Below are 12,976 nucleotides of genomic sequence, written 5' to 3' on the forward strand. Positions count from 1 at the left end.
CGCGACAGGAGCCGGGGCGGCCGGGGCAGCCGCCGCGGGGGCGGCAGCAGCCGGCGTGGCAGCGGCCGGCGCGGCGTCGGCTTCCTTCTTGGCGCCTTCTTCAGCGGGCGCGGCCGGTTCGGGCAGCGAGCCGCCGGACTTGTTGGCCATGTAGACCACGGCGCGGGCGACTTCGAAGTCGGACAGCGTCGGGTTGCCGCCCTTGGCCGGCATGCCGCCCTTGCCGTGCAGGGCCACGTTCATCATGGCGTCGAAGCCGGATTGGATGAAGGGTGCCCAGGCGGCGCTGTCGCCGATCTTGGGCGCGCCGGCGACGCCGGCGGTATGACAGGCCGTACAGACGGCGGTGAAGACTTGCTCGCCGGTCTTGAAGACCTTGGGCGCGTTGGCGTCGACGAGGGCGAAACCCGCGACCGGGGCAATGCGTTTAGTGACGGCTTCGCTGGACAGCGTATCCGAGCCGGCGCCCACTTTGGTGCCCGAGGTCACCATGTTCACCAATAGGATGATGATGGCGATGGGAACCACGAAGGCCAGAACGACCGTGACGATCAGTTGCTTCGGGGTCTTGATGGGGGAGGAGTGCTCTTCTATGTGTTCCTGCTCGTTGCTCATGACCAAATCCTGCTAACGGGTACCGGGGCGCCTGGCGGCGGCAACAGAAAATCAGTACTGCACAAAGGGCGGCAAAAAGCAGACCGCCTTGCAAGCAAACGCTGGATTATATAACGGTGTCATGGACACTCGTCCAACGGCCGGACAGGGGTTTTCGATGAGTTTGCGGCCGGATTTGATCCACTTCATGCAGACCGCATAAAACTAGGTACAATACCGCCTCCTTGCGCTGCGCCCGTAGTTCAATGGATAGAATGAGAGTTTCCGAAGCTCTTGATACAGGTTCGATTCCTGTCGGGCGCGCCAATTTCAGATAAACCCGTCAAAAAAACCGCCGCAAAGTCGCTGAAAAAGCGCGCCCAAAGCGCCGCGGACAAGGATAGCGTCGGGCCATGCTGGTTCAATAACCGGTCATCCAATCAGCCCATGCGCCTGCGGTCGCCAAGCTGCCTCGCCTGCTGGCGGGTTTTCTTCCCTTCAGTTCTTCCCTTCTGTTCTTCCCTGCGCTGACGGCATGGTCCGTTGCTTTCGTCTCGCCATGGCGGCGTCGCGCGGATGGTCATGCCAGGGGCGTGGTCCGCTTGATCTGATCGATGAAGTGGCGCACGGCCGGTGAGCGCTCATGCCGCCGGTAGAGCGCGGCGACCTCCGAATCGATGGCGGCCCCCGCCAGTTCCCGAAAGACGACGTTCGGCAGTTTCACGACCTCGACCAGCACGCTCGGCACGACGGCCACGCCCATGCCGAGCGAGACATGCGTCAGCACGGTCAACAGGCTGCCGGGAGTCGAGGCTACGCCGGGCGTGAATTTTCCGCGCCGCGCCACTTCCAGCAGGCCCAGGATCTGCTCGGGCACGATGAAGGCTTCCCTGGCCAGTGAACGCGCGGTGATGGCGCCCGTCGCCGATGCGAGCGGATGGTCGCCGGGCAGCGCGACGCAGAACCGGTCGCGGATCAGCATGTGGCTGGCGATCGACGGCGGCAAGGTGATCGGCATGCGCACGAAGGCGATGTCGATGCGGCCGTCCTCGAGCGCGCTCGCCAGTTGGTCCGTGGGCATTTCGCGGGTCTGCACCAGGACCTCGGGCCAGGCCGCGTGGAACCGCCGGCATTGGTCCTGCAGCACGCCAAAGAACACCGCCGAACCCACATAACCGATTTCGACTCGGCCCAATTCGCCACGCCCCGCGCGCAGCCCGACGTTGAGGGTGCGCTCGAGTTGTTCGAGCGTGTTGCGCGCCTCGATCAGGAAGACCTCGCCGGCCGAGGTCAGCGCGACGGACCGTTTGGTGCGGTTGAACAGGCGGACCTGCAGCGCGCGCTCCAGTTCCTGGATATGGGCGGTCAGCGTGGGCGCGGACAGGTCGAGCTGTTCGGCGGCCTGCGCGAAGTGCAGCGTGCCGGCGAGCGTCACGAAGGCCTTCAGATGGCGGATCTCCATGCGCTGGCCCCTGCCGCGTTGGTGGAAGTGACGCCATCATATCGCCTGCCCGGCCCGCCACAACCTGGCCTGGCATGACGACATGACACTGGGCGACACGGCGCGACACCGTGCGCTCAGCGCGCGGGGCGGGCGTCGCGCATCAACAGTTGGACCGCCAACGCGCAAGCCGCGGCCATGGCCGCGGCCAGGGCGAAGGCGCTGGCGAAGCCGACGGCGTAGCTGTCGCGGGCGATGGGCATCAGTACCGCGGCCACCGCGGGGGAGTAAGCCGCCATTGCCCGGTCGAGGTCGCCGGCGATGACCTGGTCGTAATAGCTGGCGGCCACGTGCAGGCCGGCGCGCTGCGTCGCGGCCTCGGCGTAGTGGTGGATGCTGCTTGCCAGCACCGCGCCGAAGCCGGAGAACCCCAGCAGGATGCCGGTGAAGCGGGACGTCGTGCTGATGCCCGACGCCATGCCGGAGCGGCCATGGGGCAGGGTGCTCATGATGGCCTTCTGCGTCTCGCCGTTGAGCAGGCCGCCACCCATGCCCAGGATGGCCATGCTGCCGATCAGCGGATAGCCGCTGGCCTGCCGGGTCGCCAGGATCATAAGCAGGTTGCCGATCGCCACTACCGCGAGGCCGATGCTGAGCACGCCGCGGGAATCCAGGCGCGCCGACAGTCTGCGGCCGACGTGGGGAAACACCAGCATCGCCAGCGCGAAGGGCAGCATGCTGGCGCCCGCCATCAGTACGGTCTGTCCGCGCGCGTTCTGCAGGTACATGGGAAGCACCGATGCCATCACCTGCGCCGTCGAGGCGTAGGCGAACATCGCGATGACGGCGCCGACGAACGGCTTGCTGCGGAACAGTCCCAGTTCCACCAGCGGATGGGGATTGCGCGATTGCGAACGCAGGAACGCGCTCAGGCACAGCAGGCCGAGGACCGCGACGATGGCCACCGCCGGGCTGCGCCAGCCGATGGCCGGACCCACGATCAGCAGCCAGGTGGCGGAGAACATGGAGCCGGTGAAAAACAGGATTCCGACCGTGTCCAGCGAGCGGTTGTCCGGCTCCCGCGATTCATCGATGCAGCCGCAAGCCGCCAGATAGAGGATGACGCAAATCGGCAGGTTGATATTGAAGGCCCAGCGCCAGCCCAGCAGGCTGCCGATCAGGCCGCCCAGCAACGGCGCCAGCACCATCGTCAGGCCCATCACGCCGCCCCAGGCGGCCCAGGCGCGATTACGCGCCTCGGGCTGGTGGAACGCATTGCCGATGACGGCCAGCGCGGGCGCCAGGAGAAAGGCCGCGCTCAGGCCCTGGCCGGCCCGCGCCAGGTACAGCACCGTGGCCGAGGGGGCCAGGCCACAGAACAGCGAGGTCGCGGCAAATGCCAGGATGCCCAGTTTGAACACACGCTTGCGGCCGTACCGGTCGGCAATCGAGCCGGCAGGCAGCAGCATCGCCGCGAAGCACAGGACGTAAGCGCTGATCACCCACTCGATGTCGGCGAACGAGGCGTTCAAATCGCGGGCAATGGCCGGCAGGACCACGCCGACGACATTGGCGTCCAGCACCGTCATCGCGCAACCCGCGGAGGCGACGAGCAGCACGGCGCGGTCCCGGGTGGGGGATGGGGAGAGGGCGGAAGAGGGCAGCGCGGTGGGCAAGATGATGTCCTGTAAGCGTGGGAGGCGGTGGACCCGCCGCGCTCATTTCAGCATCGCCGTCTGCGAGGTTCAATACGCGAAAACCGATGAATAATTCGGATTTTCCGAATACCGAATTCAGTGCGAACCCCCCATCGACGAAAGGGGGGTATGCCTGTCGTCGTTGCGTGATTCCTCATAAATAGCATGAGGGCATGACAGCGCTGCGCGCTTGCCGTGAGGTGCTTTCATGTGTGCGTCCCGCGCCACAAAAGCGGCTGATTTTTCAAATCGGCGCTTGTTTGCGTTGATGTCCGAAAAACTGACATACAGCGTTTTTAGACTTCGTCCCGTCATGTGCCGAGTTGCTGCCCGTGCTGCTTGCCGACTCGCATGCGCATGTCTGTTCAATCAACGGGAATCTGTAATGAAAAAGACTCTGATCGTCACCGCCCTGTTCGCCGCCCTGTCGGGCGTCGCGCACGCTGAAACCTCGGTGACGCTGTATGGCTTGATCGACACCGGCGTGGGCTTCCAGCGCATCAAGGGTAACGACGGCTACAAGGAATCGAAGGTCGGCATGGCCAACGGCGTGTCCAGCGGTTCGCGCTGGGGCCTGCGTGGCGCCGAAGACCTGGGCGACGGCCTGAGCGCCGTGTTCACGCTGGAAAGCGGCTTCAACTCGGCCACCGGCCAGTCGGGCCAGAGCGGCCGTCTGTTCGGCCGTCAAGCCACCGTCGGCCTGAAGAGCGATTCGTGGGGCCTGCTGGAGTTCGGTCGCCAGACCAACATCGCCTCGAAGTACATCGCCGCGATCGATCCGTTCGGCGCCAGCTACGGCCAGGCCAACGTGGGCGCGGCCTTCGGCGCCGCCAACACGGTCCGCTACGACAACATGGTCATGTACCAGACCCCGTCGTTCAGCGGCTTCCAGTTCGGCCTGGGCTATTCGTTCAGCGCTGACGATACCAAGGATGGCGCCGCCCAGTTCAACGCTGACGGCACTCGCAAGAGCAATCCGTCGCAAACCGGATTCCGTACCGCCAACAACACCCGTGCCATCACCGTGGGTCTGCGCTACGCCAACGGTCCGCTGAATGTGGCCCTGACGTACGACCAACTGAATCCGGCCAACCAGCTTGGCACGGAGCAGAACCCGAAGCAGTGGATCATCGGTGGTTCGTACGACTTCGAAGTCGTCAAACTGGCACTGGCCTACGGCCAGACGCGTGACGGCTGGTTCACCGGCCAGTCTCTCAATGCCTTTGGCAGCGGCAGCCCGGTTGCCAAGAGCTTCGGCAGCAACACCGTCGCGACGGATTTCAAGTCGAATTCGTACCTGGTCGGCCTGTCGGCCCCGGTCGGCGGCGCTGGCAGCATCCTGGCCTCGTGGCAGCGTGCCGACGCCAACAACACCAAGCTGACCGGCGACGACGCCACCATGAACATCTTCAGCCTGGGCTACACCTACAACCTGTCCAAGCGCACCAACCTGTACGCGCTGGGTTCGTACGCCACGAACTTCGCGTTCATCGACGGTGTGAAGAGCACCGTTGGTATCGTGGGCGTGCGTCACCGCTTCTAAGCGGCGACCCGCTGTCCGGCGGCGCGTGCGGGTTGCGCGTCGCCGGACGCCGCGGTTGCATTGAGCGGACTGGGCGTCTTACCCGGCCACAGACGCGAAAAAAGCGGCCACCTCCCTAGCTCCACTCTCAGTCCGCTCACCCCAACCCTGTGTGGGATGAGCCCCCCCCGAAGCGGCATGTGCGCCGCCGGCATGCAGATGCCGGCGGCGTTTTGCTTGTTGCGCGCAGGCCATTTCGCTCGGTTGGGCGGCCATCAACGGCGCCGCTTTTCTGGGCACATTGCGATGACTGGCCGTGGCGCGAGGGCGATGTCCGGGCGGTTGTCGGCTTCCCGACACGGATACGTCTGATTTCGGTCGAGCGCCGGGTCAATGCTGATAGCGCTCAAAATGGTTGAGTTGCAGCGTTCCTAGAATCGGTTCCAGTCATGCGCGGAAATGGCCGCCCGTGTGGCGTGCCGATCCGCATGCGCATGTCTTGTCAATCAACGGGAATCTGTAATGAAAAAAGCTCTGCTCGTCACTGCTCTGTTCGCCGTGCTGTCCGGCGCGGCGCAGGCTGAAACCGCGGTGACGCTGTATGGCCTGATCGACACCGGCGTGGGCTTCCAGCGCATCAAGGGTAACGACGGCTACAAGGAATCGAAGGTCGGCGTGGCCAACGGCGTGTCCAGCGGTTCGCGCTGGGGCCTGCGTGGCGCCGAAGACCTGGGCGACGGCCTGAGCGCCGTGTTCACGCTGGAGAGCGGCTTCAACTCGGCCAACGGCCAGTCGGGCCAGAGCGGCCGCCTGTTCGGTCGCCAGGCCACCGTCGGCCTGAAGGGGGATTCTTGGGGCCTGCTGGAATTTGGCCGCCAGACCAACGTCGCCTCGAAGTACATCGCCGCGATCAATCCGTTCGGCACCAGCTACGGCCAGGCCAGCGTCGGCACCGCCTTCAGCGCCGCAAACACGGTCCGCCACGACAACATGGTCATGTACCAGACCCCGTCGTTCAGCGGCTTCCAGTTCGGCCTGGGTTATTCGTTCAGCGCTGACGACACCAAGAATGGCGCCGCCCAGTTCAATGCCGATGGCACGCGCAAGAGCAACCCGTCGCAGACCGGATTCCGTACCGCCAACAACACCCGTGCCATCACGGCAGGCCTGCGCTACGTCAACGGCCCGCTGAACGTGGCCCTGACGTACGACCAGCTGAATCCGGCCAACCAGCTTGGCACTGACGGGAACCCGAAGCAGTGGATCCTTGGCGGTTCGTACAACTTCGAAGTGATCAAGCTGGCGCTGGCCTACGGCCAGACGCGCGAGGGCTGGTTGACCGGGCGGTCGCTCAACGCCTTCGGCAGCGGCAGCCCGGTCGCCAAGAGCTTCGGCAGCAACATCGTTGCGAAGGATTTCAAGTCGAATTCGTACCTGGTCGGCTTGTCGGCTCCGGTCGGCGGCGCGGGCAGCATCCTGGCCTCGTGGCAGCGTGCCGACGCCAACAACACCAAGCTGACCGGCGACGATGCGACCATGAACATCTTCAGCCTGGGCTACACCTATAACCTCTCCAAGCGCACCAATCTGTACGCGCTGGGTTCGTATGCCACGAACTTCGCGTTCATCGACGGTGTGAAGAGCACGGTCGGTATCGTGGGCGTGCGTCACCGCTTCTAAGCGGCGACCCGCTGTCCGGCGGCGCGTGCGGGTTGCGCGTCGCCGGACGCCGCGGTTGCATTGAGCGGACTGGGCGTCTTACCCGGCCACAGACGTGAAAAAAGCGGCCACCTCCCTAGCTCCACTCTCAGTCCGCTCACCCCAACCCTGTGTGGGATGAGCTCCCCGAAGCGGCATGTGCGCCGCCGGCATGCAGATGCCGGCGGCGTTTTGCTTTGCGCGCGGCGCTCAGTCGTCGAGTGACGGCACGGTGCCGATCTGCGCGAGGATGCGCGGCGATTCCATGTCGCCGGTCTCCTTGTCGATCATGACCTCGTAGGCGGCCACGCCGGCAAACTTGGAGGCCATGGAGTTGGCGATGCGGATGGCGCCGAACTCGCTGCTGGCGGGGCGGATTTCGCCGGGGGCGACGCCATTGGCGGCGGCGCGGTAGGGAATGACGATGTATTGGACGACGTGGGTCTGGGCGATTTGAGCGGCTTCGGACACAGGAGTCTCCTGGACGACGTTGTGCGGGCGAGCGAAATGTAGCATGTTGCACTGTGTTTTTGTACAGTGTTTTTCGTTGTTCCACAAATATTTTCGGGACGGGGTAGTCGCTCCAGGAAAACCCCTAGCGCGCAAAGATTGCCCAAATGCCTGCTCGCCTCTAATATTTTCGAAAATCTTTTGATTTTTATAAAAAAGAGGCAAGGGATGGAAGCGAACAGGTACGACGCCTATCGGGAAGACACCGCCGGCCGCGCCAATGTGGCGGACTCGCCGGAACGCATCGCCTACTACAAGGAGCTGGCGCGGCTCGAGACCGGCGCGCTCTGGACGGTGGCCAACAAGATCGAGCCGTGGGCGCCGCGCTCGGCGTCGGTGCCGGTGGTCTGGCGCTACCAGGAACTGCGCGGCCATGTGTTGCGCTCGGCCGAGCTGGTGTCGCCCGAGGAAGCGGGCCGCCGCGTGATCTACCTGAACAACCCGGGCCGGCGCGACGTCGCCGCCGCGGTCGGCTGGCTGTATTCGGGCCTGCAGGTGATGCGGCCGGGCGAGCTGGCGTCGGCGCACAAGCATTCGCATTCGGCGCTGCGCTTCATCATGGAAGGCAAGGGCGCGTTCACGGTGGTGGACGGCCACAAGATGACGCTGGGCGCGAACGACTTCGTGCTCACGCCCAACGGCACCTGGCACGAGCACGGCGTGGCCGAGGACGGCACCACCTGCATCTGGCAGGACGGCCTGGACATTCCGCTGGTCAACGCGTTCGAGGCCGGCTTCTACGCCGTGCATCCCGACCTGAACCAGACCGTGACGCACCCGGTGGACGACACCAGCGCGCTGTGGGGCAGCGCGGCGTTGCGGCCGCAGACGACGGGCTGGACCAAGCCGTATTCGCCGCTGTTCAAGTACGAATGGGAGCCCACCTACGAAGCGCTGCGCCGTCACGCTCGGGTGTCGGCGGGCAGCCCCTATGACGGCATCCTGATGGAGTACGTCAACCCGGCCACCGGCGGCCCGGTCATGCCGACCATCGGCGCCAGCATGCAGTTGCTGCGCCCGGGCGAGCACACCAAGGCCCACCGCCACACCGGCAGCTTCCTCTACCAGGTGGCCAAGGGCAGCGGCTTTTCGGTCATCGACGGCAAGCGCTACGACTGGACCGAGCGCGACATCTTCTGTGTGCCGTCGTGGGCCGTGCACGAGCACGCCAACCTGTCGTCCAACGACGACGCCTGCCTGTTCTGCTTCAACGACCTGCCGGTGATGCGATCGCTGGCGCTCTACCGCGAGGAAGCGGTCAAGGACAACGACGGCCACCAGAAACTGATCTAGCGGCTGGCGCCAACCCCCCACTGAATTTTCATCCGCCGCCCGGCGCAGGCCGGGCGCCTGTCTCAACTCGTCTTGAATTTCCTGGAGTTCCTATGCGCTTGGTAACTTTTCGCGCCCATCCCGCCGCCGCCGCCCGCCTGGGCGCGCTGGCCGAAGGCTATGTGATCGACCTGGCCCTGCTGGGGCAGGCCGGCGGCGTGGCGCTGCCGGACGACATGCTGGCCTTCATCGACCTCGGCCCCGTGGCCGTGGCGCAGGCCTCGAAGCTGATGGAGTCGTACCGCGGCGCCTGGCCCGTGGGCGCCGCGCTGCCGCAGGAGAACGTCAAGCTGCTGGCGCCGATTCCGCGTCCGCGCAAGAACATCTTCGGCATCGGCCTGAACTACGTCGAGCACGTGGCGGAATCGAGCCGCACGCTCGATACCTCGGCCGACCTGCCCAAGCAGCCGGTGATCTTCTCCAAGCCGCCCACCACCGTGATCGGCCCGGGCGACGCCATCGAGCACAACGCCAAGATCACCCAACAGCTGGACTGGGAAGTCGAACTGGCGGTGATCATGGGCCGCCGCGCCACGCGCGTGGCCGAGGCCGATGCGCTGTCGTACGTGTTCGGCTACAGCGTGATGCTGGACATGAGCGCGCGCGACTGCCGCCGCGCCGGCCAATGGATCTATTCCAAGGGCCAGGACACCTACGCGCCGTTCGGCCCCTGCATCGTCACGGCCGACGAGATCCCCGATCCGCAGGTGCTGGACCTGTGGCTGACGGTCAACGGCGAGAAGAAGCAGGGCTCGAACACGCGCCACATGCTGTTCAAGGTGCCGTTCCTGATCTCGGACATCAGCGCCGGCATCACGCTGGAGCCGGGCGACATCATCGCCACCGGCACGCCCGAGGGCGTGGGCGCGGGCCGCAAGCCGCAGGAGTGGCTGTGGCCGGGCGACGTGGTGGTGGCGTGCGTCGAAGGCATCGGCACGCTGCGGCATCCGGTGGTGGCGGTCTAGGCGAAATTCCAGCGCCCGCCACGAGACGGCGGGCGCGGCGGTCTCCAAGGGGAAAACAATGATCAAGCAAACCATGTTGGCGGCGGGCCTGGCCTGGACGCTGGGGGGCATCGCGCACGCCGCGGAGCCGGTCAAGATCGGCTTCATCGCCACGCTGTCGACGCCTGCCGGCTACATCGGCGAGGACGAGCGCGACGCCTTCAATCTGGCGATCAAGCAGGGCGGCGGCAAGCTGGGCGGGGTGCCGGTGCAGCTGGTGATCGAGGACGACGGCCTCAAGCCGGCCAATGCCAAGCAGGCGGCCGACCGCATGCTGCAGTCGGGCATCAAGCTTTTCACCGGCGTGAACTTCTCGAACGTGCTGGCGGCGGTGGCGCCGGGCGTGGTCAAGTCGGGCGCGTTCTACGTCAGCCTGAACCCCGGCCCGTCGAGCTTTGCCGGCGAGAAGTGCGACCCGAACTATTTCGTGGCCTCGTACCAGAACGATGCCTTCCACACGGCGGGCGGCGTGGCCGCCAATGAGCTGGGCTACAAGCGCGTGGCGCTGCTGGCGCCCAACTACCAGGCCGGGCGCGACGCCATCGAGGGTTTCAAGCGCACCTACAAGGGCGAGGTCGTCGCCGAGATCTACACCAAGCTGGACCAGTCGGACTTCTCGGTCGAGCTGGCGCGGGTGCGGTCGCTGGCGCCCGACGCCGTCTACCAGTTCCATCCGGGCGGCACCGGCATCAACTTCGTCAAGCAATACGCCGCGGCCGGCCTGAACAAGACCGTGCCCATGCTGATGCCGAGCTTCTCGATGGATGCGCGCATGATCAAGGCCACCGGCGACGCGGCGCAGGGCGCCTACATCACCGGCATCTGGTCGCAGGACTTCGACAATCCGCAGTCCAAAGCTTTCGTGCAGGCGTTCAAGGAAGCCTATGGCCGCGTGCCCACCGATTACGCCATGCAGGCCTATGACACGGCGCAGCTGATCGGCGTCGGCCTGAAGGCCACCGGCGGCGATCTGTCGCGCCAGGCCGAGTTCCGCGCCGCGCTGCGCAAGCCCGAGTTCGCCTCGCTGCGCGGCAAGTTCAGCATGAACACCAACCAGCATCCGGTGCAGGACCTGTACCTGATGCGCATCGACAAGGACGCCGACGGCGGCCTGTCGCCGCGCCTGGTGCGCAAGCTGGTGTCCGATGACAAGGACGCCTACGCCCAATTCTGCAAGATGCCGTCATGACATTGCTCTTCGAACAGTTGCTCAACGGGCTGCAGTTCGGCGCGATGCTGTTCCTGCTCGCCGCCGGGCTGACCCTGATCTTCGGGATCATGGGCGTGGTGAACCTGACCCACGGTTCGTTCTACATGGTGGGCGCGTACTGCGCGGCCTACGCCATCGGCACCACCGGCTCGTTCCTGGCGGGCGTGCTGGCGGCGTTGCTGGGGGCGGGGCTGTATGGCCTGTCGGTGGAAGTGCTGGTGATCCGCAAGCTTTACAAGCGCGACCACCTGTACCAGGTGCTGGCCACCTTCGGCCTGCTGTTGTTCTCGAACGAGGCGGTCAGCCTGATCTTCGGTCGGCGGCCGCCGCTGGTGGGCATCCCGTCGTTCCTGGAGGGCGCGGTGACGCTGGCGCCGGGGTTCCAGTATCCGTTGATCCGGCTGTCGTTCATCGCGGTCGGCGCGCTGGTGGCGGTGGGACTGTGGTGGCTGGTGAACCGCACCCGCATCGGCATGCTGATCCGCGCCGGCGCCGACGATCGTGAAATGGTCGATGCGCTGGGCGTGGACATCAAGAAGCTCTACACCCTGGTGTTCGGCCTGGGCGCGCTGCTGTGCGGACTGGCGGGCGTGATGGCGGCGCCGTTGCTGGCCGTCGAGATCGGCATGGGCGAGCGCATCCTGATCACCACCTTCGTGGTCATCGTGATCGGCGGCGTGGGCTCGGTGCGCGGCGCGCTGGCGGGCGCGCTGCTGGTCGGCATGGTCGACAGCATGGGGCGGGCCTTCCTGCCGCAGTTGCTGGGCGCGGTGTTCTCGCCGGCCACGGCGGATCCGCTGGCGGCGGGCCTGGCCTCGGCCAGTATCTATGTGTTGATGGCGATCGTGCTGATCGCCAAGCCGGGCGGGCTGTTCCCGGCGCGAGGATGATGATGGCAAAGACACTTTCGAATCGCGCGCGCTGGGGGCTGGCCGGGTTGATCCTGCTGCTGGCGCTGCCGGGCGCGGCGGCGGCCACCGACACGCCTTTCCTGATCGGCGTGGTGACGCGCTTCCTGATCTACGGCCTGGCCGCGGTCAGCCTGGACCTGGTGATCGGCTATGGCGCCATGGTCAGCTTCGGCCACGCGATGTTCTTCGGGTTGGGCGGCTATGCGGTGGGCATCATCGCCTTCCACACCACCGAAGCCGGCCCGTTGTTCGGCTGGGCCGGCAGCAACGCCGCGCTGGTGGTGTGGCCGATCGCCATGGCGGTGTGCGCGCTGGCGGGCTGGCTGTTCGGCTACCTGGCGCTGCGCACGCGCGGCGTGCAGTTCATCATGATCACGCTGGCGTTCGGGCAGATGGTGTACTTCATCCTGGTGTCGCTGCAGTTCTACGGCGGCGACGACGGCCTGATGATCTCGCAGCGCAACGTGCTGCCGGGCCTGAACCTGGAGAACCCGCTGACGTTCTACTACGTCTGCCTGGCGCTGCTGACGGCCTGGACGCTGCTGTGCATCCGCATTACCAACTCGCGCTTCGGCATGGTGCTGCAGGCGCTGCGCCAGAGCGAGCGGCGCGCCATCAACCTGGGCGTGGCGCCCACACCGTACCGCCTGAGCGCCTTCGTGCTGTCGGCGGTGGGCACGGGGCTGGCGGGCGTGCTGTGGGCCAACTATGCCGGACTGGTGACGCCGGACATGGCGGCCTGGACCAAGTCGGGCGAGCTGATGGCGATCGTCATCCTTGGCGGCGTGGGCACGCTGCTGGGCCCGATCGCGGGCGCGGCGGTGTTCCTGGGGCTGGAGCAGCTGCTGTCGTCGCTGACCGAACATTGGCTGCTGTACATGGGGCCGGTGCTGGTGCTGGTGGTGCTGTGGGGCCAGAAGGGCCTGTTCGGCCGCCTGTTGGAGACGCGCCATGCGGATTGAGCCCACCCCCGAGGCGCTTCGCGCTTCCCCCTCCAGGGGGCATGCCGACGGACCGGCGGAGCCGGATCCGTGGCATCCCGATAGTAAGCCGACAC

Annotated in this window: 11 protein-coding genes and 1 tRNA gene; 8 read left to right on the forward strand and 4 right to left on the reverse strand. The window is 66.0% G+C overall.

Going from position 1 to position 12,976, the window contains the following annotated elements; genetic code table 11:
* Positions 1–615 (reverse strand): c-type cytochrome (locus H0523_RS18085; protein WP_180180115.1); only part of this gene is annotated, 615 nt, incomplete at its 3' end.
* 231 nt (positions 616–846) lie between these two features.
* Here H0523_RS18085 and H0523_RS18090 point away from each other — a divergent pair.
* A tRNA-Arg gene (locus tag H0523_RS18090) sits at positions 847–921 on the forward strand.
* 253 nt (positions 922–1,174) lie between these two features.
* Here H0523_RS18090 and H0523_RS18095 read toward each other — a convergent pair.
* Both H0523_RS18095 and H0523_RS18100 read right to left on the reverse strand, forming a co-directional pair.
* Entirely contained in the window at positions 1,175–2,056 is an 882-nt protein-coding gene (locus H0523_RS18095; RefSeq protein ID WP_054433108.1) for a LysR substrate-binding domain-containing protein, read from the reverse strand.
* A gap of 116 nt (positions 2,057–2,172) precedes the next feature.
* Positions 2,173–3,711, reverse strand: a complete 1,539-nt coding sequence (locus H0523_RS18100; protein ID WP_231689892.1) for an MFS transporter — start codon at positions 3,709–3,711, stop codon at positions 2,173–2,175.
* A gap of 406 nt (positions 3,712–4,117) precedes the next feature.
* On the opposite strand from H0523_RS18100, the gene H0523_RS18105 reads away from it, so the two are divergent.
* Together H0523_RS18105 and H0523_RS18110 are read left to right on the forward strand one after the other, a co-directional pair.
* On the forward strand, positions 4,118–5,275 hold the full coding sequence (locus H0523_RS18105) for a porin (RefSeq protein WP_180180116.1): 1,158 nt from the start codon (positions 4,118–4,120) through the stop codon (positions 5,273–5,275).
* A 501-nt stretch (positions 5,276–5,776) separates the two neighbouring features.
* Positions 5,777–6,934, forward strand: coding sequence for a porin (locus H0523_RS18110; RefSeq protein ID WP_054433109.1), 1,158 nt, complete (start codon positions 5,777–5,779; stop codon positions 6,932–6,934).
* A gap of 228 nt (positions 6,935–7,162) precedes the next feature.
* Here the strand turns inward: H0523_RS18110 and H0523_RS18115 are convergent, their stop codons facing one another.
* Positions 7,163–7,423, reverse strand: coding sequence for a hypothetical protein (locus H0523_RS18115; protein WP_006392578.1), 261 nt, complete (start codon positions 7,421–7,423; stop codon positions 7,163–7,165).
* A 207-nt stretch (positions 7,424–7,630) separates the two neighbouring features.
* Between H0523_RS18115 and H0523_RS18120 the strand changes: the two genes are divergently transcribed.
* The 5 genes from H0523_RS18120 (at position 7,631) to H0523_RS18140 (ending at position 12,881) form a co-directional block, all read left to right on the forward strand.
* Entirely contained in the window at positions 7,631–8,755 is a 1,125-nt protein-coding gene (locus H0523_RS18120) for a cupin domain-containing protein (RefSeq protein WP_054433110.1), read from the forward strand.
* Positions 8,756–8,847: 92 nt separating this feature from the next.
* Positions 8,848–9,759, forward strand: coding sequence for a fumarylacetoacetate hydrolase family protein (locus tag H0523_RS18125; RefSeq protein WP_054433111.1), 912 nt, complete (start codon positions 8,848–8,850; stop codon positions 9,757–9,759).
* Positions 9,760–9,817: 58 nt separating this feature from the next.
* On the forward strand, positions 9,818–10,987 hold the full coding sequence (locus H0523_RS18130; RefSeq protein WP_054433112.1) for an ABC transporter substrate-binding protein: 1,170 nt from the start codon (positions 9,818–9,820) through the stop codon (positions 10,985–10,987).
* The gene (locus H0523_RS18135; RefSeq protein ID WP_006392582.1) at positions 10,984–11,898 is read left to right on the forward strand and encodes a branched-chain amino acid ABC transporter permease; all 915 of its coding nucleotides are present in this window, start codon (positions 10,984–10,986) and stop codon (positions 11,896–11,898) included. The genes H0523_RS18130 and H0523_RS18135 overlap by 4 nt, the downstream gene beginning before the upstream one ends.
* Positions 11,895–12,881 carry a branched-chain amino acid ABC transporter permease gene (locus tag H0523_RS18140; RefSeq protein WP_054433113.1) on the forward strand — a complete coding sequence of 329 codons (987 nt, stop codon included), beginning with the start codon at positions 11,895–11,897 and terminating at the stop codon, positions 12,879–12,881. The genes H0523_RS18135 and H0523_RS18140 overlap by 4 nt, the downstream gene beginning before the upstream one ends.
* Positions 12,882–12,976 lie beyond the last annotated feature (95 nt).

Origin of the sequence: Achromobacter insuavis (assembly GCF_902859645.1) — a bacterium.
Taxonomy (GTDB): Bacteria; Pseudomonadota; Gammaproteobacteria; order Burkholderiales; family Burkholderiaceae_B; genus Achromobacter; species Achromobacter insuavis.

Coding starts and splice junctions, on each gene's coding strand:
- H0523_RS18095 (WP_054433108.1), bottom strand. CDS start 2,056: ATGGAGATCCGCCATCTGAAGGCCTTCGTGACGCTCGCCGGCACGCTG.
- H0523_RS18105 (WP_180180116.1), top strand. CDS start 4,118: ATGAAAAAGACTCTGATCGTCACCGCCCTGTTCGCCGCCCTGTCGGGC.
- H0523_RS18110 (WP_054433109.1), top strand. CDS start 5,777: ATGAAAAAAGCTCTGCTCGTCACTGCTCTGTTCGCCGTGCTGTCCGGC.
- H0523_RS18120 (WP_054433110.1), top strand. CDS start 7,631: ATGGAAGCGAACAGGTACGACGCCTATCGGGAAGACACCGCCGGCCGC.
- H0523_RS18125 (WP_054433111.1), top strand. CDS start 8,848: ATGCGCTTGGTAACTTTTCGCGCCCATCCCGCCGCCGCCGCCCGCCTG.
- H0523_RS18130 (WP_054433112.1), top strand. CDS start 9,818: ATGATCAAGCAAACCATGTTGGCGGCGGGCCTGGCCTGGACGCTGGGG.
- H0523_RS18135 (WP_006392582.1), top strand. CDS start 10,984: ATGACATTGCTCTTCGAACAGTTGCTCAACGGGCTGCAGTTCGGCGCG.
- H0523_RS18140 (WP_054433113.1), top strand. CDS start 11,895: ATGATGATGGCAAAGACACTTTCGAATCGCGCGCGCTGGGGGCTGGCC.